The sequence below is a fragment of the Faecalibacillus sp. H12 genome, from assembly GCF_013361255.1.
GTDB classification, from domain to species: Bacteria; Bacillota_I; Bacilli_A; order Erysipelotrichales; family Coprobacillaceae; genus Faecalibacillus; species Faecalibacillus intestinalis.
The window spans coordinates 438,091-461,162 of record NZ_JABWDK010000001.1 but is presented as its reverse complement, the minus strand read 5'-3'; the positions used below and the strand labels follow the sequence as shown (position 1 = coordinate 461,162).

Genomic DNA, 23,072 nt, shown 5'->3' with positions numbered 1-23,072 from the left:
CCATTTCTTTTTTTCTACCATTAATTGTTGTATAATAGAACACGTCTATAAGATAAAGATAGGTGATGTCTATGAAATATAGTAAAAAAACAATGATGGCAATATTAGAATTTATTGTTGTTTGTTTAGCAATTGTTTTTGTTTTTAAAGGCATAATTATGCCGGTCAAAGTTGATGGTTCTTCAATGTATCCAACATTACATGACGGAGATCTTGCCTTTATGTCTCGGCTTGATTTGAATTCAAAACAAATTAAAAGATTTGATATTGTCACAATAGACTGTAAACAATTAGACAATGTAATTATTAAAAGAGTTATAGGGTTACCTGGAGAAAAAATTGTTTACAAAAATGATTGTTTGTATGTTAATGGAAAGTATATTAAAGAAAATTATCTTAATAAATCACATATAAAAGATGTAAAGAGTCGATATAATATTTCTTATTTTACTGATGATTTTGAAATTTCAGTTGGTGAAAATGAAATTTTCGTTTTAGGTGATAATAGAGTAAATTCACTTGATTCAAGAGAATTAGGATGTTTTAAAATTGAAGATGTTTTATCAAAAAAAGGAATTATACTATTTCCTTTTAATCATATGAAAGGAATGAACTAATATGGCACAAATACAATGGTTTCCTGGCCATATGGCTAAGGCAAAAAGAGAAATCGCTGATAAAATAAAATTAATAGATATTGTTGTTGAATTGGTGGATGCTAGAGCTCCATATTCAAGTAAAAATCCATTATTTAATAGTGTTGTTAATAATAAGCCAAGATTAATTGTAATGACAAAAGAAGATTTAGCAGATGATAAACTAACACAAAAATGGATAGATTTTTACAAAAGTAAAGGTTATTATGCTATAAGTGTTAATCTTAAGCAATTTAATGAATATAAAAAGATCATACAAGTTTGCAAAGAAATTTTGAAAGATAAAATGGCACGAGAAGCAAAGAAGGGATTAAAACCTCGTGCAATGCGAGCAATGGTTTTAGGTATTCCTAATGTTGGAAAATCTACTTTCATCAATCGCTTAGCAAAAAGAAAAGCAACTGTTACGGGGAATAAACCAGGTGTAACGAAAGCTCAACAAATTATTAAGGTAGATAAAGATTTTGAATTATTTGATACACCGGGTGTTTTATGGCCTAAATTCGAAAGTGAGGATATTGCTAGAAATATTGCTCTTATTGGCTCTATTAAACAGCAAATATTACCAAGGGAAGATTTATTTATTTATGCAGTTGAATATTTAGTTAAAAATTACCCTGGAACTTTAGAAAATCGTTATCAAATAGCTGTTGATTTACAAAGTGATTGGGTTGAAAAATGTTATGATGATATCGCATTTAATAAAAAAATAAAACCAGTAAGAGGGATTACTGATTATGAGCGTGTCATGGATATGTTTTTTACTGATTTATTTGATGGTGTTATTACAAAAATAACATGGGAGCTTCCAAATGAGTAATTTATTAGAATATGAAAATAGATATTATGATTTAGGTTATGATTATATTATTGGTCTTGATGAAGCTGGAAGAGGACCAATGGCTGGCGAATTAGTTGTTGCAGGAGTCATTTTTCCTAAAGGATTTTATGATGAACGTATTTTTGATTCAAAACAATTAACAGCAAAAAAAAGAGAGGCGATGTATCAAATAATTATAGAAAATGCATTAGCCTATCACATTGAAGTTATTTCTGTTGAAGATGTTGATCAATTAAATGTATATAGCGCAAGTCAAAAAGGAATGGAAAAATGTTGTCAAATTTTAAAGAGAGAAAAAATGTTTGCTTTAACAGATGCGATGCCTTTACATGATATTGAACATTTATCTATTATTAAAGGAGATACCCTTTCTATGTCTATTGCAGCAGCAAGTATATTAGCTAAGGTAACAAGAGATCATTTGATGATAGATTATGCAAAAAAATATCCACAATATGGTTTTGAAAAACATAAGGGCTATGTAACCAAGGCACATAAAGAGGCACTTAGTAAATATGGTCCATGCCCTATTCATAGGAAATCTTTTAAACCAGTACAAGAAGTAATGAAAGAACAAATATCTTTAAATTTAGATATTTAGTTCTTTTTTTATAAAAAAAGAAGAAAAAACAAAATTAAATGTCTATATAAATAGTGAGGTGATAAATATGGAAGAAATCTTACTATTTTTTGCTTTGAAGTATCAAGGTGATTTTCAAAGTATTTTAAAAGCATTGCAAGCAAAAGAGAAAGTTTCTCAAGAAGAAAGGAGGGAAGCAGTTGCCAAAGTAAATTCAAAATATACAACGATTATTTCAAGTGATTATCCAGATGCTTTAAAAGAAATATCTTGTCCACCATTTGTATTGTTTTATCATGGAAATTTGAATATTTTAAATGGTAAATGCATAGGTGTTATTGGTAAACGTGTTCCTAGTGAATATGGATCAAATATTACGGATAAAATTGTATGTGATTTAGTAAAAAATGAATATACGATTGTAAGTGGTATGGCATTAGGAATTGATACTCTCGCTCATAGAAGTGCATTAAAAAACAAAGGGAAAACAGTTGCAGTATTGGGAAGTGGAATTAATTATTGTTATCCAAAAAGAAATCAAGATTTATATGCTCAATTAAAAAGTAATCATCTTATTATTAGTGAAAAACCTGGTGATTATGTACCACAGGCTAAGGATTTTCCAAGTAGGAATCGGTTAATTGCTGGCTTAAGTGAATCTGTAGTTGTTACAGAAGCTGAAAAACGTTCAGGAACAATGATTACTGTAGGATATGCATTAGATCAAGGAAAAGATATCTATTGTATTCCATCAAGAATTGGGGATCCAATGGGGTGTAATTTATTGATTCAACAAGGGGCCAAGTTAGTATTGACTGTAAATGATATTATTGAAGATTAATGAAATGGAGTTGACAAAGTGAAAAAAAACAATAATAATAGTTTTTGCGATAAGGGGGTTATATTATGTATGATAAATTAGTCATTGTGGAATCTCCTTCTAAATCAAAAACAATAGAAAATTATTTAGGGAAGGAATATCATGTGACTTCTTCTAAAGGGCATATTAGAGATTTATCAACATCTGGTAAAGAAGGGCTAGGGATTGATCAAGAAGATCATTATAAGCCAAAATATGTTATTTCTAAGGATAAAAAAGATGTCGTTAAGGAATTGAAAGCAGCTGTTAAAGAGGCAAAAACAGTTTATCTTGCTACCGACCCTGACCGTGAAGGGGAAGCAATTTCATGGCATTTAGCAGATGTTTTAGGTTTAGATATGGATGATGATAATCGTATTGTTTTTAATGAGGTAACAAAAGATGCAGTTGTTGATGCATTGAATCATCCTCGTAAAATTGATCAAAATCTTGTAAAATCTCAAGAAACAAGAAGAGTATTGGATAGAATTATTGGATTTAAATTATCTAAATTATTACAAAGAAAAATTAAATCTAAATCAGCTGGTCGAGTTCAATCGGTTGCTTTAAGATTAATTGTTGAAAAAGAACGTGAAATCGAAGCCTTTGTTCCAGAAGAATACTGGAAAATCAAAGCACAATTTGAAAAAGATGAAATTGAATTTACAGGTGAACTTAATAAAAAAGGAACAAAGAAGTTAAAAATTTCAAATGAACAAGAAGCTTTGGAAATCTTTAATGCACTTTCTAAAGAATTTGTTATTGATAGTGTAAAAAAATCAAGTAAGAAAAGAGAATCAAAACCACCATTTATTACTTCAACATTACAACAAGAAGCGTCTTCTAAATTAGGCTTTAAAGCAAGAAAGACAATGATGATTGCTCAAAAGCTATATGAAGGAATTGCTTTAGAAGATGAAACAGTAGGGCTTATTACTTATATGCGTACAGATTCGACAAGATTGTCAGATTTATTTGTAGAAAGTGCTACAGAATATATTAAAGAAAAATATGGTCAAAATTATGTTGGAAAAGTAAAAGTAAGTAAAAAGAAAGAAAATGTACAAGATGCTCACGAAGGAATTCGTCCAACAAGTGCAATGCGTACACCTGAGTCTGTTAAAGAATATTTAAGTGCGGATGAATTTAAATTGTATTCTTTAATTTATGCCAGAGCATTAGCGTCATTAATGGCACCATCTCGTTTTGATGCAACAAGTGTAGTATTAGAAAATAATAACTATTATTTTAACGCAAGTGGTTCAGTATTAAAATTTGATGGTTATTTACGTTTATATAGCCCATATGAAAAACAAAAAGATGAAATTTTACCTGAATTAACTGAACAAGAAATTTTAGAAAGTCAAAATATTGAAAAAACACAACATTTTACAAAACCACCTGCTCGTTATAGTGAAGCAAAACTAATTAAAGAAATGGAAGAACTTGGAATTGGTAGACCAAGTACTTATGCGATGATTATTGATACGATTCAAACTAGAGGGTATGTGGAACTTGTTGATAAAACATTCAAACCTACTGAAAGTGGAATTTTAACAAGTGATCGACTAACACAATTTTTTAATGATATTATTAATGTCGAATATACTGCACAAATGGAAAAAGAACTAGATGATATTGCAGAAGGACAAGATGATTATTTTGATGCTATAGATACATTTATTAAAAAATTCCAACCTTTATTGGATGAAGCAAATGAAAAAATGGAAGTCATTTCACCTAAAAAAACAGGAGAGAAATGTCCTGAATGTGGACATGATCTTGTTGAAAGACATGGGCGTTATGGTAAATTTATAGCTTGTGAAAATTATCCTGAATGCAAATACATCAAAAAGGAAAAAGTTGAACCTGAATTTACAGGAGAAAACTGTCCTAAGTGTGGAAGCCCAATGGTTTTTAAAACCGGAAGATATGGTAAATTTGAAGCATGTTCAAATTACCCACAATGTAAATATATTAAGAATTCTAAAAAGAAAGCAGAACCTGTTATGACAGATGAAGTTTGTCCTAACTGTGGTTCTCCAGTGGTTATTAAAAAGGGACGTTGGGGAGAATTTAAAGCTTGTTCAAATTATCCAAAATGTAAAACAATTATTAAGTAGAACATTTGTTCTACTTTTTTAAAAAGGAGAAAATATGGAAAGTGAAAAAATAGTCAATGTAATTGGAGCTGGTCTTGCTGGAGTTGAGGCGGCTTATCAATTAGCAAAAAATAATATTAAAGTAAAGTTATATGAAATGAGACCTGTTAAAATGACACCGGCACATCATACATCATCATTTGCTGAACTTGTTTGTTCTAATTCGTTAAGAGGAGATAATTTCAATAATGCCGTAGGTGTATTAAAAAATGAAATGGAAAAACTAGATAGTGTTATTATTCGGTTTGCTAGAAAAAATAGTGTTCCTGCTGGTGGAGCACTTGCAGTGGATCGTGAAAAGTTTTCTGCGGATGTTACTGAATTTATAACAAATCATCCAAATATCGAAGTGATTCATGAAGAAGTTACAGAAATTCCCCAAGCACCAACAATTATTGCAAGTGGACCTTTAACAAGTGATGCTTTGTCTACGAAAATCAAAGAATTATTAGGAGAAGAATATTTTTATTTTTTTGATGCGGCGGCTCCAATTGTTGAAAAAGATAGTATTGATTTTAATATTGCTTATTATAAATCAAGATATGACAAAGGAGAAAATGAATATATAAATTGTCCAATGAATGAGGAGCAATTTAATGTATTTTATGATGAATTAATGAAAGCAGAGGTTGTTAAACCAAAAGATTTTGAAGAAAAATTTTTTGAAGGATGTATGCCTTTTGAAGAAATGGCAAGAAGAGGAAAACAAACTTTATTGTTTGGGCCTATGAAACCGGTTGGGTTAACAAAACCTGATGGTACAAAACCATATGCAGTCGTACAGTTAAGACAAGATAACGTACAAGCTAGTTTATATAATATTGTTGGTTTTCAAACACATCTTACTTGGCCTGAACAAAGAAGAATTATTCATTTAATTCCGGGATTAGAAAATGCAACATTTGTAAGATACGGTGTCATGCATCGAAATTCGTTTATTTGTTCTCCAAAATTTTTAAATCAAGATTACAGTTTAAAAAATCATTCTGGAATTTATTTTGCTGGACAAATGACAGGAGTTGAAGGATATGTTGAATCAGCTCAAAGTGGAATCGTTGCCGGAATGAACATGGTTCGTTATTTAAATAAACAAGAACCTGTTATTTTTCCACAAGAAACAATCATGGGGGCACTTGCATATTATATTACGCATTGTGATGAAAGTAATTTCCAACCAATGAAAGCTAATTTTGGAATTCTACCAGATTTACCTGTACGCGTTAAAAAGAAACTAAGAAAAGAAGCTTATGCTAACAGAGCAATAGAAGTAATGGATCAATTTATCAATGAGTTATAATCAAGATAAAGAAGAATTTATAAAATATCTTCAATTTCAAAAACATTACTCAATCAATACAGTTGAATCTTATCAACGAAGTTTAAATGAATTTATTGGTTTTTTAAAAAGTGAAAGTATTTCTCACTTTAACGATGTCAAGTATACAAATATAAGAGGATATTTAACTTATTTAAATGAAAAAAAATTGTCAAAGAGTTCAATTAATAATCGAATCAGTTGTTTAAGATCATTTTATAAATATCTAGTAAAAGAAGAATTGGCTGAAAATAATCCAATGATTCTTGTTGAAAATATTAAAACCGCAAAGCGTAATCCTGATTTTTTGTTTCCTGAAGAAATGATGGATTTATTGAATGGTATTGATACACAAGATGATTTAGGAATTCGTAATAAAGCGATGCTAGAAATCATGTATGCTTCTGGGTTAAGATGTTCTGAAGTAGTGAATTTAACCTTGGATTGTATAGATTTTCACAATCGAGTTTTATTGATTCATGGTAAAGGGAACAAAGACCGTTATGTTCCTTTCCATGAATTTGCTAGTGAATGGTTATTAAAATATATAGAAGAAGTAAGGGGAAAACTTGTAAATTCAGAAGATCATCCATATGTTTTTGTTAATAAAAGAGGAGAACAAATGACCAATAGAGGAATACAGGATATTGTAAAGCGTATTGGAAGAGAATATGATGCAACCAAGAAAATACATCCACATACTTTCAGACATTCCTTTGCCACACATTTATTGAATGCGGGAGCAGATATAAGAACTGTACAGGAATTATTGGGTCATGAAAACCTTTCGACAACACAAATTTATACCCATGTTACAAAAGAACATTTGAAAAATGTTTATTTAAAAGCACATCCTCGAAATAAAGCATAAAAAAGGGTTGTTTTGTTTTAAATCTTATGCTATTATGTTTCAGGTATTAAAAAATACACACATTATGAATTCATTTATCTAGTGCCTAATGGTGGTAAATGTTTGAAATAATGGAGGAAAAAAACGAAAAGGAGGAAATTACACATGTCAGTAATTTCAATGAAAAAATTATTAGAAGTAGGTGTTCATTTCGGACATCAAACAAAAAGATGGAATCCTAAAATGGCTCCATACATTTTTACATCAAGAAACGGAATTTACATTATTGATTTACAAAAATCATCTAAAAAAATCGATGAAGCTTATAAAGCAATGAATGAAATTGCCGAAAAAGGTGGAAAAGTTTTATTTGTAGGAACTAAAAAACAAGCTCAAGAAGCTGTTAAAGAAGAAGCAATCCGTTCTGGAAGTTTCTATGTTAACTCACGTTGGTTAGGTGGAACTTTAACTAACTTCAAAACAATCCAAAAAAGAATTAGAAGATTAGTTGAATTAGAAAAAATGGAAAAAGATGGTACTTTCGATTTATTACCTAAAAAAGAAGTTATCTTACTAAAAAAAGAAGCTGCTAAGTTAGAAAAGAACTTAGGTGGTATTAAAGAAATGAGAAGATTACCAAGTGCTTTATTCGTTGTAGATCCTAAAGCTGAACACAACGCTGTTGCTGAAGCAAGAATCTTAGGAATCCCTGTATTTGGTATTGTTGATACTAACTGTGATCCTGATGAAGTTGATTATGTAATCCCAGCAAATGATGATGCTATTAGAGCTGTTAAATTAATTGTTGCTGCTATGGCAGATGCAATTTGTGAAGCTAAAAGTGAACCATTAACTGTTGCTTATGTTAAAGATGAAGATGAAAAAGAAGTTACTATGAATGATGCTGTATCTTCTGTAGAAAACAACAACAGAAGAGGGCCAAGAAATAAAGCTGGTAGACCAGCTCAAAGAAGAGAATCTAGACCAACTCAAGAATAATCTCAAGGCTGGAAATCATAAATATGTTGTGATGGGAAAGCAAAGCTTTCCCTTTTTAATAAAATAAAATTCATGGAGGAAAAGAAAATGGCAATTAGTGCAAAATTAGTAAAAGAATTACGTGAAAAAACTGGTGCTGGAATGATGGATTGTAAAAAAGCATTAGAAGCATGTGATGGTGACATCGAAGCATCATTCGACTGGTTAAGAGAAAAAGGAATCGCAAAATCTGCTAAAAAAGCTGATAGAATCGCTGCTGAAGGGTTATCTGCTTTCGCTATTAACGGAAATGTAGCTGCTATGGTTGAAGTTAACTCTGAAACTGACTTCGTAGCAAAAAATGCTGAATTCGTTGCATTAGTAAATAATGTATGTGAAGCAGTTGCTGCAAATAACCCTGCTGATTTAGAAGCTGCAAAAGCAATTGAAGTTGATGGAAAAACTATTGAAACTACAATTGCAGAAGCATCTGGAAAAATTGGTGAAAAATTATCTTTAAGAAGAATTAAAACTTTCACTAAAAATGATGATGAAGTATTTGGTGCTTATTCACATATGGGTGGAAAAATGGTATCAATCGTTAAATTAGCTGACGGTGATGAAGAAAAAGCAAGAGACATTGCTATGCATGTTGCTGCTATCAATCCAAAATATATCTCACAAGATGAAATTCCACAAGTTGAAAAAGATAGAGAAGATGCAGTTCAAACAGAAATCATGGCTAATGATCCTAAATTAGCTAACAAACCTGAAAAAGTATTAGAAGGTATCAAACGTGGAAAATTAAATAAAGTATTCTCTGAATGGTGTTTATTAGATCAAGAATTCATTAAAACACCAAAAGAATCAGTTGCTAAATACTTAGGAAAAGCTAAAGTGTTAGAAATGGCTCGTTTCCAAGTTGGTGAAGGTATCGAAAAGAAAGAAGAAAACTTTGCTGAAGAAGTAGCTGCACAAATGAAACAATAATTTTTAAGGACACTACAAGTGTGTCCTTTTTTTAAAAAAGGAGAACATTTTATGAAATATAAAAGAGTTTTATTAAAATTAAGTGGTGAAGCATTAGCCGGTGACGATCATTTTGGTATAAACGCTAATACTGTAGCCGATATTGCAAGACAAATCAAAGAAGCTAAAGATTTAGGTGTTGAAATTGCCATCGTTTGTGGTGGTGGTAATATTTGGCGTGGTGTTACTGGTGCACAAATGGGTATGGAACGTTCTTCTGCTGATTATATGGGAATGTTAGCAACAGTAATGAATGGTTTAGCTGTTCAAAATGCTTTAGAGCAACTAGGAGTTCAAACACGTTTACTTTCAGCAATTGAAATGAGACAAATTGCAGAACCATACATTAGAAGACGTGCTGTTAGACATTTAGAAAAAGGTAGAATTGTTATTTTTGGTGCTGGAACTGGAAGTCCATATTTTACAACTGATACAACAGCTGCATTAAGAGCCGCTGAAATCAATGCTGATGTTATTTTAATGGCTAAAAATGGGGTCGATGGTGTTTATTCTGCTGATCCTAAGTTAGATGAATCTGCAGTAAAATTTGATGAAATTTCATATAGTGATGTTTTAGCAAAAGATTTAAAAGTAATGGATCAAACAGCTATTACATTATGTAAAGATAACGATATTGATTTATGTGTATTTAATATGCAAGAAGATGGTAATATTGCCAAAGCTTGTGATGGACAAAAAATAGGAACAACTATCTCTGGAGGAAAATAATATGATAAATATGATCTTAGATGATGCAAGTGATAGAATGCAAAAAGCAATCGAAGCTTACCAAAGAGATTTAGCAACAGTTAGAACTGGAAGAGCTACTCCTGCAATGTTAGACCGTGTAATGGTCAACTATTACGGATCACCAACACCAATTAATCAAATGGCTGGTGTTTCTGTTGTAGAAGGTAGACAATTAGTAATTAAACCTTATGATAAATCTGCTTTAAAAGATATCGAACATGGAATTTATGAAGCTGATTTAGGTTTAACTCCTCAAAATGATGGAGAAATTATTCGTATTACTGTACCAGCATTAACAGAAGAAAGACGTAAAGAATATGCAAAAAATGTTTGGAAATTCGCTGAACATGCTAAAGTTGCTATAAGAAATATTCGTCGTGATGCTAATGATGAAATTAAAAAATGCGATGGTAGTGAAGATGAAATTAAAGACGGTCAAAATCGTGTTCAAAAATTAACTGATAAATTTGTCAAAGAAGTTGATGAAATTGGTAAAGTAAAAGAAAAAGATATTATGACTGTATAATTATTGAAGCGTCTTATTAGGCGCTTTTTTATTTTAAGGTTTTATGTTATAATCAATCATGACTTTAAGGAGGATTATTCTATGAATGATCAAATTGAAAACTATGAATTAGACATGAATAATATACCAGCACATATTGCTTTTATTATGGATGGCAATGGACGCTGGGCTAAAAAGAGAATGATGCCAAGAACTTATGGCCATAACGAAGGGACAAAGACAATTCGTAAGATTGCTTTAGAGGCTAATAGACTTGGTGTTAAAGCAATGACAGTTTATGCTTTTTCTACAGAAAATTTTTCTCGTCCTGAAGAAGAAGTACAATTTATATTTAAATTACCCAAAAAATTTTTTGAACTTTATTTAAAAGAATTAATTGAAAATAATGTTCAAATTTGTATGATTGGGCATTTAGAAAAAGCTCCAAAGGCAACAAGAGATATTATCAATACTGCTATAGAAAGAACAAAGGATAATACTGGACTAAAACTTTGTTTTGCTTTTATTTATGGTAGTAGAGATGAAATCGTTTGTTCAACTAAAAAAATAGCACAAGATGTAAAAGATGGGAAACTTGATATTGAGGATATTGATGAAAATTATTTTGGTTCAACATTAATGTCTGCGAATTTACCTGATGTTGATTTAATGGTAAGAACAAGTGGAGAACAAAGATTATCTAATTTTATGTTATGGCAACTTGCTTATGCAGAGTTTATTTTTACTCCTGTTTGTTGGCCAGATTTTGATGAAAAAGAATTACATAAAGCAATTTGGCTTTATCAAAATAGGGAGCGTAGATATGGAGGTTTAAAATAGTGAAAGAAAGAATTATTACTGCACTGTGCTTGATTGCAATTGTAGTTCCAGCAGTCATTTTTGGGGGTATTTTTTATAAAATTGTTATAGGGGTTGCAATGGCTCTTAGTGTTTATGAAATGTTACATATTTGTTCTAGACCACGTATTGGAATGTATATGTATATCATTGTTGGTTTGTTTTTTGTTACAGGATTTTTATTTAACAGAAATCAATTACTTATTTCTAGCTATTCTATTTTGGTTTATTTAGCGGTTATTTTAGCATGTATGATTTTTGATGATAAATGTAATATTGAAAGAAGTGCTTATGTTTTTACGATGGGTGTTCTTGTTTGTTCTGGATTACATGCGTTACTTGTTTTAAGAGTTGACTATGGTTGGGAATATTTATTGTTATTAGCAATTGCGACTTTTGGTAGTGATACAGGAGCTTATTTTGCTGGTATGGCTTTTGGTAAACATAAGTTGATTCCAAGATTATCTCCTAAAAAAACAATTGAAGGGTCAATTGGTGGAATTGTTCTAGGAAGTATTTTAGGATTGGTTTTTGCATATTTTACAGGAATATTGGCACATCATTGGATTATTGTACCAGCAATTATCGTAATGACAACGACAAGTCAAATAGGAGATTTGATTTTTAGTGCCATTAAAAGATATTTTGAAGTTAAAGATTATTCAAAATTATTACCAGGACATGGCGGAATTTTAGATCGTATTGATAGTTTAACTTTTAATGTATTGATTTTTAGTTTCTTTTTAATGATTGTGGGGTTATAGATAATGAAAAATATTACGATTTTAGGTGTTACAGGTTCTATTGGTCAACAAACTGTTGATGTTTGCTTGCATCATCAAGATGAATTTAATGTTGTTGCAATGTCTGCGGGCAAAAATATTGTATTACTTGAAACAACAATTCAAAAAATCAATCCACAAGTTGTTTGTGTTATCGATGAAAAGGATTGTAACTATCTTCAAGAAAAGTATCCACATATTCGTTTTGTTTTTGGTAGTGCTGGTTTAGATGAAATTGCAACAATTGATCAAGTTGATATTGTATTAAATGCAATTGTAGGGTTTGCAGGTTTGTTACCAACAATTCATGCTATTGAATCTAAAAAAGATATTGCTTTAGCTAATAAAGAAACACTTGTGGTTGCAGGACATATTATTACAAAATTAGTTAAAGAACATGGTGTAAAATTATTACCAGTAGATAGTGAACATTCAGCAATTTTCCAATCGCTTCAAGGAAATGAGATGAATAAAATCAAACGTATTTTATTAACAGCAAGTGGCGGAAGTTTTAGAGATAAAACAAGAGAAGAACTTGTAGGTGTTTCTGTTAAAGAAGCGTTGAATCATCCTAACTGGTCAATGGGGGCTAAAATTACGATTGATAGTGCTACTTTATTTAATAAGGGATTAGAGGTCATGGAAGCAAAATGGTTGTTTGATGTAGATTATGATCAAATTGAAGTCTTGATTCATCCAGAAAGTATTTTACATTCTGCTGTAGAGTTTGAAGATACTTCTGTCATTGGGCAAATGGGAACACCTGATATGCGTTTGGCTATTCAGTATGCGTTAACTTATCCACAAAGAAAAAAATTAGTTAATGGTAAATCTTTAGATTTAACACAACTTGGTTCGCTTACTTTTAAAAAGCCAGATTTCAATAGATTTCATGCGCTTTCTTTAGCATATCGTGCTGGAAAAACAGGTGGAAGCTTACCATGTGTTTTAAATGGTGCAAATGAAATGGCTAATCTTTTGTTTAGAGAAGGAAAAATTGAATTTTTACAAATAGAGGAATTAGTTGAAAAAGCTATGAATGCTCATGAGTTGGTTAAAGATCCAACTATTGATCAATTATTAGATATTGATCAATGGGCGAGAGATTTTGTTTTAAAGGAGATAAATGAAACATGCAGACGATTATAAATATTCTTGTCTTTTTTGTAATACTAGGAGCTATTGTATTAATCCATGAATTAGGACATTTTCTAACTGCTAAATTATTTGGTGTTTATTGTGCTGAATTTTCTATTGGAATGGGTCCTAAACTTTTTTCTAAGAAAAAAGGAGAAACAGATTATCAAATTCGTGCACTTCCTATTGGTGGTTATGTTGCAATGGCAGGTGAAGCTGATCAAGAAGACAGCGAATTAATGAAAGATGTTCCTTATGAAAGAACTCTAAAAGGAATTAAAACATGGAAAAAATGCATTATTATGTTAGCTGGTGTTTTTATGAATTTTGTACTTGCCCTTGTTTTATTAATAGGTATTTATTCGTTTGTTGAAGTACAAACAAATACTTCTGAAATTGGAAGTGTTGTTAAAAACAATGGTGCTTATAATGCTGGAGTTCAAGCTGGAGACACCATTAATAAAATCACAATTAATGGTGAAGAACATATCATTGCGTCATTTTCAGATATTCAATCTGTCTTATCTAATGAAAATTTGCAATTAGATACGGATACAGTTACAATGCAAATTTTCCTTAAAAGAGGGAATCAAAATATTGAAAAAACAGTTGAAGGAAAGTACAATAGTGAATCCAAGTCTTATGTCATTGGAATAACAGCGGCTACTAAAAAATTGACTTTTATTGAGGCTATAAGACAAGGAATTAATCAATTTATAGAATATGCATTATTGATTTTTACAACATTAGGAAAACTTATTACAGATTTAACACATACTGTTTCACAACTTTCTGGCCCAGTAGGAATTTATACAGTGACTGCACAAGTTACACAATCTGGTTCAATTAGTACATTGTTGTCATTGACTGCTTTACTATCAACAAATATTGGAATGTTTAATTTACTTCCTATTCCAGGACTAGATGGTAGTCAAGTATTATTTGCATTAGTTGAAAAAATTATTCGTCGAGAAATTCCAACAAAAATGAAATATGCTTTACAAATGGCAGGACTAATTCTTGCTTTTGGCCTAATGATTTTTGTAACTATAAATGATATTGGAAAATTTTTCTAAAAAAAGGGCTTAAGCCTTTTTTTGTGTTATAATAGGTAAGATTTTTGAGGTGTAATATGAACAAATTAATAATACTATTAAAACAATTGAATATAATCGAAGATGTTAATGTTTTATTACATGCTTCATTGAAAAAAGTTATTGTACATCATGATAACCATTATACATTTTATATATTGAGTAAGGATTTGATTCCATTTACAGAGTATCAACTCTTACTTGATCATGGTCTTGATTTTCCTTACCCGGCTGAATTTGTAATTTGTTATGATGATTTTAATTTTGAGTCAAAAGATGTTTCACTTTATTTAGGGTATATTATTGAAAAACTAAAACAAATTTCACCATTATTTTCTTCGTTGAAAATCGAAGATATTGAAATTAAACAAACTATATCGATTGGTTTGTTAAATGAAATACAATTGGAACAATTCCAACAATTAAAATCAATAATTAAAAAGTATTTTGTGGAAATTGGAATAGAGAAAGATTTTAGTTTTTATGTTAAACAAGATAATGATGAATTAAATAATTTATTACAAGAAATGGACAGCTATGAACCAATGAAAATAGATATGTCCGAAATAAAAAAATCGGAACCAGTAAAATCAACTGTAGATTATAAAAATAATTATCGAAAACCAAAGGGTGATGCAACTTTTTTAAAGTTATCTGAAATTAACAGTCAAACGATGGAAAATAATTGTACGATTCAAGGGTATGTCTTTAAAACTGAATTAATCAAAACACGTGCAGGAAAACATATTCAAACATTATGGATCACTGACTATACGGATTCAATTATGGTAAAACGCTTTGAAAACAATACAACTAATACTTTAGAGGATATTAAAGTACTAGATAAAGGTAAAGTGTGGATCAAAGCAACAGGAGAAATTCGTTTAGATAATTATGCGAGAGAAACTGTTATGATGGCTCGCCAAATAGAAGTTATTAAAGAACCAGCAAGAAGGCAAGACACTGCGGAAGTTAAAAGAGTTGAACTTCATACACATTCTAAGATGTCAGCAATGGATGGAATAGGCAATGTTTCGGATTATATTAATCAAGTGGCCAAATGGGGACACAAAGCAATTGCAGTTACTGATCATGGAAACGTTCAATCATTTCCTGAAGCTCAAGCAGCTAGTTTAAAAGCGGGCATTAAGATGATCTATGGTGTTGAATTAAATATGATAGAACCTTATTTTAATATTGTTTTTAATGAAAAAGATATGTCTATTGAAGATGCCACATATGTATCATTTGACTTGGAAACAACTGGTTTTTCTGTTATCCATGATGGGATTACAGAATTTGGTGCAGTTAAAATTAAAAATGGTGAAGTGATTGATCGCTTACAAAGTTTTGTAAATCCTGGTAAAAAGATTGGAACACGTGTTTCTCAACTTACAAATATTACAAATGAAATGGTTGCTGATGCACCAACAATTAAAGAGTTTTTACCACAAATATTAGAATTCTTTGGTGATGCTATTTTAGTGGCTCACAATGCTAAATTTGACATTGGTTTTTTAAATGAAAGTTTAAAGAGGTTAAATCAAAAACCTATAACTAATCCGGTTATTGATTCTTTGGCATTAGCAAGAGCTATTATGAAACCAATGAAATCTTATCGTTTAGGAAATGTATGTCGTGTTTATCGTGTAAATTATGACGATGATGTAGCACATAGAGCTGATTATGATGCTGAAGTTTTAGGTGCTGTATTTACAACGATGTTACATTCTATTATGCAAAGTGGAAATTATAATTTACTTGATTTAAATAAATTACAAAAAGACGATGCTTATAAAATCGTTTTCCCATATCATATGACAGCACTTGCTTTGAACAAAGAAGGTTTAAAAAATATGTTTAAAATTGTTTCTGAAGCAAATACAACTTATTTCCATGATGGTTCTCGTATTCCAAAAGAAAGATTGGAATATTATCGTAAAGGATTGCTATATGGGACTAGCTGTTATCGTTCAGATGTTTTTGAAGCAGCTTTGAATTCTTCGGATGAAAAGTTGGAACAATTGTTAGAATTTTATGATTATGTGGAAATACAACCTTTTCAAGATTACTACCATTTAATTGATCGTGGACAAATTGAATCTGAAGAAAATTTAATTATTTCAATAAAACGTCTTATTACAGCAGCAAAAAAATTAAATAAACTTATTGTAGCTACTGGAGATGTCCATTTTTTAGATGAAAAGGATAAAATTTATCGAGATGTTTTTATATCACAACCCAAAATTGGGATTGGACATCGTGCTCACCCTTTATGTGACCGAAAAAATCCACGTGCATTTACACCATCTCAATATTTAAGAACAACAGATGAAATGTTAATATGTTATGATTATCTACCAGCGGATGAAGTATATGAATATGTTGTAACAAATACAAACAAAATCGCAGATATGGTTGAAGAAATCCGACCAATTCATGATAAATTATTTACACCAACAATTGATAATGCAGATGAAAATTTAACAAAGATTTGTTATGATACAGCACATCGACTTTATGGTGAAAAATTACCCGAAATTGTGGAAAAAAGATTAGAAAAAGAATTAAGTAATATCATTAAACATGGGTTTGGGGTTATTTATTATATTTCCCACTTACTAGTAAAAAAATCAAATGATGATGGTTATCTAGTAGGTTCCAGAGGTTCGGTAGGATCTTCATTCGTTGCAACAATGTCAGGAATTACAGAAGTAAATCCGTTACCACCACATTATCTATGTCTTCATTGTAGTCATAGTGAATTTTTAGAAGAAGGTGTTGCTGCTGATGGTTATGATTTACCTGATAAGATTTGCCCTGTATGTGGTAAACCAATGAAAGGTGAAGGACATAATATTCCGTTCGAAACTTTCTTAGGTTTCAATGCGGATAAAGTACCTGATATCGACTTAAATTTCTCGGGAGCGTATCAAGCAAATGCTCATGCATTTACTAAAACTATTTTTGGAGAAGATCATGTCTTTAGAGCAGGAACAATTTCTACAGTTGCTGAAAAAACAGCTTATGGTTATGCAAAAGGATATGCTGAAACATTAGGAATTGATAATGAAGTACGTAGTGCTGAACTTGAAAGAATTGCTCGAGGGTGTGGTGGCGTTAAACGTACGACCGGCCAACATCCAGGAGGAATTATTGTTATTCCTAGAGATTATGATGTTTTTGATTTTACGCCTTACCAATATCCAGCGGATGATTTATCTGCTGAATGGCGTACGACTCACTTTGATTTCCATGCTATTCATGATAACGTTTTGAAATTCGATATTTTAGGACACGTTGATCCGACCGTTATTCGTATGTTACAAGATTTAACAGGTGTTGATCCTAAAACAATTCCAACAAACGATACAAAAGTTATGTCACTTTTTACAACGAGTGATGCTTTAGGTGTTGATTTATCCTATATCAATTGCAAGAGCGGTGCTTTAGGATTACCTGAATTTGGTACAACCTTTGTACGTAGTATGTTAGATCAGACAAAACCACAAACTTTTAATGATTTAGTAATCATTTCGGGGCTTTCACATGGAACAGATGTTTATTTAGGTAATGCAGAGACGTTGATTAAAAATGGAACATGTACCTTAAAAGAAGTTATTGGATGTCGTGATGATATTATGGTTTATTTGATTGAAAAAGGCCTTCCTAATAAAGATGCTTTTGACATCATGGAATGTGTTCGTAAAGGAAAATCACCTTCAGTTTTCCCAGAAAAGAAATACGAAGAATTAATGAAAGAATACAATGTTCCTCAATGGTATATTGATTCATGTAAGAAAATTAAATACATGTTCCCTAAAGCCCATGCGGTAGCCTATGTTTTATCAGCTATTCGTGTAGCTTGGTGGAAATTATATTATCCAAGAGAATATTATGCAGTATATTTTTCCACAAGATGTGATTTTTTTGATATTGAAACATTAGTTGCTGGTAAAGATGCTATTCTTTCAAGAAGAAAAGAAATTGAAATGTTAAGGGAAAACAGACAATCTTCAAATAAGGATGAAGGATTGTGGGATGTGTTTGAAATTGCGTTAGAAATGATTGATCGAGGATTCCATTTTAGTCCTTTAAACTTAGAAAAGTCTGATGCCAATAAATTCATTTTAGATCCAGATGATCCAAGTGGCTTACTTCCACCGTTTAGTTCAGTTGATTCATTAGGTGAATCGGTAGCTAATACTGTTATTGAGGCACGTAAACATGGTTCTTTCTTATCTAAAGAAGACGTGATTAAAAGGACTAAATTAAACAATTCGCATATTAAACAACTAACAAAAATGGGTGTTTTTGATGGTATGCAAGAAGAAAATCAATTATCACTTTTCTAGTGACTTGATTATAAATGAAAAATGTGCTATATTACTTATAGTTTCATAAAGAGAAACGAGTGGGGGGAACCCACTCTTTATTATTGAATGGGGTGAAAAAATGGAGTTATTGGAAAGTATTAAAGAAATGGTCTTACCTTTGATCGAACAAAATGATTGTTATTTAGATGATATTGAATATGTAAAAGATAATAATGAAATGTATTTACGTATTTATATCGAAAAAAATGAAGGGTATCTAGATATGGATACATGTGTTGCGGTAAGTGAGTTAATTAGTGATAAACTTGACGAAACTGATCCAATTAAAGATGAATACATTTTAGAAGTCTCTTCACCTGGAATTGAAAAACCATTAAAAACTTTTGAACAAGTTCAAAAATCTGTTGGTGAATATGTTTATGCAAAATTTAAAAATCCTAAAGCCGGATTATATGAAGTTGAAGGATATTTAAAATCTGTTGATAATCAAGAATTAGAATTTGAATATCTTGTAAAAAATATAAAGAAAAAAATTGTTGTCAATTATGATAACATTCAATTTATACGATTAGCTGTAAAATTTTAGGAGGAAATAAAAGTGGCTAGTAACAGAAAATTTATGAGCGCCTTAAATGCTTTATGTGAAGAAAAAGGTATTGAAAAAGACGTGTTTTTAGAAATGTTAAAGGAATCAATTGCAAAAGCTTATAAAAAAAATTATATGGTTCCAGAAGCAAATGTACGTGTAGAAATTAATGAAAAAACTGGAAAAATTAGATTATTTGAAATTAGAACAGTTGTTGATGATTTAGAAGATGAAGATTTAGAAGTATCTTTAGATGAAGCACATGATATCAACCCAAATTACCAAGTGGGTGATATCGTAGAAACTGAAGCAGATGTAGATCATATTGGTCGTTTAGCAGCAATTCAAACAAAACAACTTTTCAGACAAAAAATACGCGAAACTGAAAAAGAAACATTATATAATGAATTTGCTGATAAAAAAGATGATATCATTACAGGTATTGTTGATCGTGTTGAACCTAAATTTGCTATTATCAATATTGGAAAAACTGGAGCATTTTTAGGACTAAATCAACAAATTCCTGGAGAAACATTACATGAAGGACAACATGTCAAAGTATATGTAAGTGACGTTGATCGTGGAACTAAAGGAACACATATCGTTGTAAGCAGAACAGAACCACAATTTGTAAGAAGATTATTTGAATTAGAAGTTCCTGAAGTTTATGATGGTACAGTTGAAATTAAATCTGTTTCTCGTGAACCTGGTGAAAGAAGTAAAATTGCTGTATACACTGCAGTTGAAGGATTAGATCCTATTGGTTCTTGTGTTGGACCTAAGGGTTCAAGAGTTAAAAACGTTGTTGATGAATTACATGGTGAAATGATTGATATCGTTGAATGGTCAAGTGACCCAGTTGTTTATATTTCACATGCATTATCACCTTCAGATGTGTTAACTGTTTCTGTTGATGAAGAAAAACATAGTGCGTTAGTTATTGTACCTGATGATCAATTATCATTAGCTATTGGTAAACGTGGTCAAAATGCTCGTTTAGCAGTAAGACTTACTGGATGGAAAATTGATATTAAATCATTATCTGAAGCAACTGAATTAGGGTTAATGGAACAAATTCAACAAAAAGAAGAATTACCTGTTGATGAAACATTCCAAGATGAATTTGCTCAAGAAATGCTAGATAACCAAGAAGAAAAAGAAACTGTTGTTGAAGAAAAAGAAAATACCGAAAATGAAGTTGAAGAAGTCACTTCAGAATCTGATGTAGAAGATTATGAAGATTATGATGATTATGAAGATGATGAATACAGTAAATATGATGAAGATATCGACTATGACGAATATGACAAATATTATGATGAAGATTAGGATGAGATAGAATGAGAAAAATTCCACTTAGAAAATGTCTTGCAACAAATGAACAATTACCTAAAAAAGAGTTAATTCGTGTTGTAAGAAATAAAGAAGGTCAAGTATTTGTAGATGCTACTGGTAAAATGAATGGACGAGGTGCTTATTTAAAAAGAAGCTTAGAAGCAATCGAAATTGCTAAAAAGAAAAAAGTTTTATCTCGTTCTTTACAAGTAGAAATTCCTGATGAAATTTTTGAGGAGTTAAAAAAATATTGTGATGAATAAAAAATATTTAAATTTATTAGGGCTTGCTAATGTTGCAAAGGGAATTGTTTCAGGAGAAACTTTGATAAAAAGTATCGCTGCAAATGAAACAAAACTTGTTGTTATTGCAAATGATGCTAGTGCTAATACTAAGAAAAAAATTACTGATAAATGTCATTTTTATCATGTTGATTATTTCATTGTTGATGAAAATATTGAAACCATTTCAAAAGCAGTTGGAAAAAATAATCGCGTTGCATTAGGTATTACAAATCAAGGGTTTGCGAAAAAAATAAAAGAATTGATAGGAGGTTGATTTTATGGCAAAACAATTTAAAAAGAAAAAAGGTTCTCAAAAGAAGAAACAATTACAATCAAACTTTCCTGCAAAGAAAGAAACATCAGTAATAAAAGATGGTGTGATTTCCTATGAAGAAGGAATTACAGTTGGTGAACTAGCTGAAAAGCTAGGACAAACACCTGCTAATGTTATAAAAGTATTATTTTTATTAGGAACTATGGTAACAATCAATTCATCATTAAATGATGAACAAGTTGAATTAATTTGTTTAGAATATGGTTGTGAATGTGAAAAACATGTTCCAGTAGATGAAGTTAATTTTGAAAATATTGAAGTTGTGGATGATGAAGCTGATTTACAACCAAGATGTCCAGTTGTAACAATTATGGGACATGTTGATCATGGAAAAACAACATTACTAGATACTATTAGAAAATCTGCAGTTGTTGATGGTGAATTTGGTGGTATTACTCAACATATTGGTGCTTATCAAGTAGAAGTAAACGGTAAAAAAGTTACATTTTTAGATACACCAGGTCATGAAGCTTTTACAGCAATGAGAGCACGTGGAGCACAAGTGACTGATATTGTTATTATCGTTGTTGCTGCTGATGATGGTGTGATGCCTCAAACAAAAGAAGCTATTGACCATGCAAAAGCTGCAGGAGTTCCTATCGTTGTTGCAATTAATAAGATTGATAAAGAAGGTGCTGATCCTGAAAGAATCAAAGCTGAAATGGCTGAAGAAGGATTATTACCTGAAGAATGGGGTGGAGATACTGTTTATTGTGAAATCTCTGCTAAAAAGAAAATTGGTATTGAAGAGTTATTAGAAACATTAACGGTTGTTGCTGAATTAGCTGATTTAAAAGCAAATCCTAATCGTTATGCATATGGTAGTGTTGTTGAGGGTAAACTTGATAAAGGTAGAGGCGCTGTTGCAACATTATTGGTTGAAAACGGAACTTTACGTGCAAGCGATCCAATCGTTGTTGGTGCTGCTTATGGTAGAGTAAGACAAATGTTAGACGATAAAGGACGTGTTATTAAAGAAGCATTACCAGGTACACCAGTAGAAATTACAGGTTTAAATGAAGTTCCTGTTGCCGGTGATAAATTTATGGTTTTCGAAACTGAAAAACAAGCACGTAGTGTTGGTGAAACACGTATGAAAGCTAAAATTGAAAAAGATCGTAATTCTGGAGCTGCTTTATCTCTTGATGATTTGTATTCTCAAATTAAAGAAGGTCAAATTATTGATTTAAATATTATTGTTAAAGCGGATGTACAAGGAACTGCAGAAGCTGTAAAAGCTTCATTAGAAAAAATCGATGTAGATGGTGTGCGTGTTAACGTTATTCGTTCAACTGTTGGTGCAATTTCTGAATCTGATGTTATTTTAGCAAGTGCCTCTCAAGCAATTATTTATGGTTTTAATGTAAGACCAGATGCAAAAGTTAGAAATAAAGCAGAAGAAGAAAATGTTGAAATTCGTCTTCATAATGTTATTTATAAAATGGTTGAAGAAATTGAAACTGCAATGAAAGGTATGTTAGCACCAGAATATCATGAAGTAATTACTGGTCAAGCAGAAATTAGACAAGTTATTAAAGCAAGTAAAGTAGGAAATATCGCAGGATGTTATGTTACCGATGGTTCAATTAAAAGAAACTGTGGTATTCGTTTGATTCGTGATGGTATTGTTGTATACGAAGGAAAACTTGCTTCACTTAGACGTTTTAAAGATGATGTTAAAGAAGTCAATGCTGGTTTTGAATGTGGTTTAAACATTGAAAACTATAATGATATTAAAGAAGGCGATATCATTGAAGGTTATGTTATGGAAGAAGTAGAAAAAAAATAGGAGTTGAGTCT

Annotated in this window: 21 protein-coding genes; all 21 read left to right on the top strand. The window is 30.9% G+C overall.

The features are described 5' to 3' along the window. The first annotated feature begins 71 nt into the window (after window positions 1-71). The 21 genes from lepB to infB all read left to right on the top strand — a co-directional run bounded on the left by lepB (window position 72) and on the right by infB (window position 23,061). The gene (gene lepB / locus HUU89_RS02635; RefSeq protein WP_227391646.1) at window positions 72-617 is read left to right on the top strand and encodes a signal peptidase I; all 546 of its coding nucleotides are present in this window, start codon (window positions 72-74) and stop codon (window positions 615-617) included. A gap of 1 nt (window position 618) precedes the next feature. Beyond that, window positions 619-1,476, top strand: coding sequence for a ribosome biogenesis GTPase YlqF (gene ylqF, locus HUU89_RS02630; RefSeq protein WP_032090100.1), 858 nt, complete (start codon window positions 619-621; stop codon window positions 1,474-1,476). After that, window positions 1,469-2,098: a ribonuclease HII gene (locus HUU89_RS02625; protein ID WP_032090099.1), complete on the top strand. Its 630-nt coding sequence runs from the start codon at window positions 1,469-1,471 to the stop codon at window positions 2,096-2,098. Before ylqF ends, HUU89_RS02625 begins: the two co-directional genes overlap by 8 nt. Before the next feature lie 67 nt (window positions 2,099-2,165). Further along, window positions 2,166-2,918: a DNA-processing protein DprA gene (dprA, locus tag HUU89_RS02620; RefSeq protein ID WP_107029456.1), complete on the top strand. Its 753-nt coding sequence runs from the start codon at window positions 2,166-2,168 to the stop codon at window positions 2,916-2,918. A 65-nt stretch (window positions 2,919-2,983) separates the two neighbouring features. Continuing rightward, window positions 2,984-5,059 (top strand): type I DNA topoisomerase, encoded by a 2,076-nt coding sequence (gene topA, locus HUU89_RS02615; RefSeq protein WP_117870872.1) that lies wholly within the window; start codon window positions 2,984-2,986, stop codon window positions 5,057-5,059. Window positions 5,060-5,093: 34 nt separating this feature from the next. Further along, window positions 5,094-6,395 (top strand): methylenetetrahydrofolate--tRNA-(uracil(54)-C(5))-methyltransferase (FADH(2)-oxidizing) TrmFO, encoded by a 1,302-nt coding sequence (gene trmFO / locus HUU89_RS02610; RefSeq protein ID WP_032090096.1) that lies wholly within the window; start codon window positions 5,094-5,096, stop codon window positions 6,393-6,395. Further along, a complete protein-coding gene (gene xerC / locus HUU89_RS02605) occupies window positions 6,385-7,284 on the top strand; it encodes a tyrosine recombinase XerC (protein WP_032090095.1) in 900 nt (299 codons plus the stop codon). The genes trmFO and xerC overlap by 11 nt, the downstream gene beginning before the upstream one ends. Before the next feature lie 144 nt (window positions 7,285-7,428). Further along, window positions 7,429-8,262: a 30S ribosomal protein S2 gene (gene rpsB / locus HUU89_RS02600; RefSeq protein WP_022001523.1), complete on the top strand. Its 834-nt coding sequence runs from the start codon at window positions 7,429-7,431 to the stop codon at window positions 8,260-8,262. 87 nt (window positions 8,263-8,349) lie between these two features. After that, on the top strand, window positions 8,350-9,231 hold the full coding sequence (gene tsf, locus HUU89_RS02595) for a translation elongation factor Ts (RefSeq protein WP_022001524.1): 882 nt from the start codon (window positions 8,350-8,352) through the stop codon (window positions 9,229-9,231). Window positions 9,232-9,282: 51 nt separating this feature from the next. Then, window positions 9,283-9,999, top strand: coding sequence for a UMP kinase (gene pyrH, locus HUU89_RS02590; protein ID WP_032090093.1), 717 nt, complete (start codon window positions 9,283-9,285; stop codon window positions 9,997-9,999). 1 nt (window position 10,000) lies between these two features. Further along, window positions 10,001-10,546, top strand: coding sequence for a ribosome recycling factor (frr, locus tag HUU89_RS02585; protein WP_022001526.1), 546 nt, complete (start codon window positions 10,001-10,003; stop codon window positions 10,544-10,546). Between the two features lie 81 nt (window positions 10,547-10,627). After that, window positions 10,628-11,365 (top strand): isoprenyl transferase, encoded by a 738-nt coding sequence (locus tag HUU89_RS02580; protein ID WP_175300919.1) that lies wholly within the window; start codon window positions 10,628-10,630, stop codon window positions 11,363-11,365. Further along, window positions 11,365-12,147, top strand: coding sequence for a phosphatidate cytidylyltransferase (locus HUU89_RS02575; RefSeq protein WP_175300918.1), 783 nt, complete (start codon window positions 11,365-11,367; stop codon window positions 12,145-12,147). Before HUU89_RS02580 ends, HUU89_RS02575 begins: the two co-directional genes overlap by 1 nt. Before the next feature lie 3 nt (window positions 12,148-12,150). Then, window positions 12,151-13,314, top strand: coding sequence for a 1-deoxy-D-xylulose-5-phosphate reductoisomerase (locus HUU89_RS02570; protein ID WP_119363406.1), 1,164 nt, complete (start codon window positions 12,151-12,153; stop codon window positions 13,312-13,314). Then, a complete protein-coding gene (locus HUU89_RS02565; protein ID WP_175300917.1) occupies window positions 13,299-14,378 on the top strand; it encodes a M50 family metallopeptidase in 1,080 nt (359 codons plus the stop codon). Before HUU89_RS02570 ends, HUU89_RS02565 begins: the two co-directional genes overlap by 16 nt. 56 nt (window positions 14,379-14,434) lie before the next feature. Beyond that, on the top strand, window positions 14,435-18,751 hold the full coding sequence (locus tag HUU89_RS02560; protein ID WP_175300916.1) for a PolC-type DNA polymerase III: 4,317 nt from the start codon (window positions 14,435-14,437) through the stop codon (window positions 18,749-18,751). A gap of 100 nt (window positions 18,752-18,851) precedes the next feature. Beyond that, window positions 18,852-19,319, top strand: coding sequence for a ribosome maturation factor RimP (gene rimP, locus HUU89_RS02555; RefSeq protein WP_032090087.1), 468 nt, complete (start codon window positions 18,852-18,854; stop codon window positions 19,317-19,319). 33 nt (window positions 19,320-19,352) lie between these two features. Then, window positions 19,353-20,648: a transcription termination factor NusA gene (gene nusA / locus HUU89_RS02550; protein WP_175300965.1), complete on the top strand. Its 1,296-nt coding sequence runs from the start codon at window positions 19,353-19,355 to the stop codon at window positions 20,646-20,648. An 11-nt stretch (window positions 20,649-20,659) separates the two neighbouring features. Then, window positions 20,660-20,917 carry an RNase P modulator RnpM gene (gene rnpM, locus HUU89_RS02545; protein WP_022001534.1) on the top strand — a complete coding sequence of 86 codons (258 nt, stop codon included), beginning with the start codon at window positions 20,660-20,662 and terminating at the stop codon, window positions 20,915-20,917. Next, window positions 20,910-21,212 carry a L7Ae/L30e/S12e/Gadd45 family ribosomal protein gene (locus HUU89_RS02540; RefSeq protein WP_032090086.1) on the top strand — a complete coding sequence of 101 codons (303 nt, stop codon included), beginning with the start codon at window positions 20,910-20,912 and terminating at the stop codon, window positions 21,210-21,212. The genes rnpM and HUU89_RS02540 overlap by 8 nt, the downstream gene beginning before the upstream one ends. Window positions 21,213-21,216: 4 nt before the next feature. Then, window positions 21,217-23,061, top strand: a complete 1,845-nt coding sequence (infB, locus tag HUU89_RS02535; RefSeq protein WP_032090085.1) for a translation initiation factor IF-2 — start codon at window positions 21,217-21,219, stop codon at window positions 23,059-23,061. The last annotated feature ends 11 nt before the right edge of the window (window positions 23,062-23,072 follow it).

What these genes read in the sequence shown, in the direction of transcription:
- dprA (WP_107029456.1), top strand. Translation starts at nt 2,166, where the DNA reads ATGGAAGAAATCTTACTATTTTTTGCTTTGAAGTATCAAGGTGATTTT.
- HUU89_RS02625 (WP_032090099.1), top strand. Translation starts at nt 1,469, where the DNA reads ATGAGTAATTTATTAGAATATGAAAATAGATATTATGATTTAGGTTAT.
- HUU89_RS02580 (WP_175300919.1), top strand. Translation starts at nt 10,628, where the DNA reads ATGAATGATCAAATTGAAAACTATGAATTAGACATGAATAATATACCA.
- HUU89_RS02540 (WP_032090086.1), top strand. Translation starts at nt 20,910, where the DNA reads ATGAATAAAAAATATTTAAATTTATTAGGGCTTGCTAATGTTGCAAAG.
- nusA (WP_175300965.1), top strand. Translation starts at nt 19,353, where the DNA reads ATGAGCGCCTTAAATGCTTTATGTGAAGAAAAAGGTATTGAAAAAGAC.
- infB (WP_032090085.1), top strand. Translation starts at nt 21,217, where the DNA reads ATGGCAAAACAATTTAAAAAGAAAAAAGGTTCTCAAAAGAAGAAACAA.
- rnpM (WP_022001534.1), top strand. Translation starts at nt 20,660, where the DNA reads ATGAGAAAAATTCCACTTAGAAAATGTCTTGCAACAAATGAACAATTA.
- topA (WP_117870872.1), top strand. Translation starts at nt 2,984, where the DNA reads ATGTATGATAAATTAGTCATTGTGGAATCTCCTTCTAAATCAAAAACA.
- trmFO (WP_032090096.1), top strand. Translation starts at nt 5,094, where the DNA reads ATGGAAAGTGAAAAAATAGTCAATGTAATTGGAGCTGGTCTTGCTGGA.
- xerC (WP_032090095.1), top strand. Translation starts at nt 6,385, where the DNA reads ATGAGTTATAATCAAGATAAAGAAGAATTTATAAAATATCTTCAATTT.
- ylqF (WP_032090100.1), top strand. Translation starts at nt 619, where the DNA reads ATGGCACAAATACAATGGTTTCCTGGCCATATGGCTAAGGCAAAAAGA.
- HUU89_RS02570 (WP_119363406.1), top strand. Translation starts at nt 12,151, where the DNA reads ATGAAAAATATTACGATTTTAGGTGTTACAGGTTCTATTGGTCAACAA.
- lepB (WP_227391646.1), top strand. Translation starts at nt 72, where the DNA reads ATGAAATATAGTAAAAAAACAATGATGGCAATATTAGAATTTATTGTT.
- frr (WP_022001526.1), top strand. Translation starts at nt 10,001, where the DNA reads ATGATAAATATGATCTTAGATGATGCAAGTGATAGAATGCAAAAAGCA.
- tsf (WP_022001524.1), top strand. Translation starts at nt 8,350, where the DNA reads ATGGCAATTAGTGCAAAATTAGTAAAAGAATTACGTGAAAAAACTGGT.
- rpsB (WP_022001523.1), top strand. Translation starts at nt 7,429, where the DNA reads ATGTCAGTAATTTCAATGAAAAAATTATTAGAAGTAGGTGTTCATTTC.
- HUU89_RS02560 (WP_175300916.1), top strand. Translation starts at nt 14,435, where the DNA reads ATGAACAAATTAATAATACTATTAAAACAATTGAATATAATCGAAGAT.
- pyrH (WP_032090093.1), top strand. Translation starts at nt 9,283, where the DNA reads ATGAAATATAAAAGAGTTTTATTAAAATTAAGTGGTGAAGCATTAGCC.
- rimP (WP_032090087.1), top strand. Translation starts at nt 18,852, where the DNA reads ATGGAGTTATTGGAAAGTATTAAAGAAATGGTCTTACCTTTGATCGAA.
- HUU89_RS02565 (WP_175300917.1), top strand. Translation starts at nt 13,299, where the DNA reads ATGCAGACGATTATAAATATTCTTGTCTTTTTTGTAATACTAGGAGCT.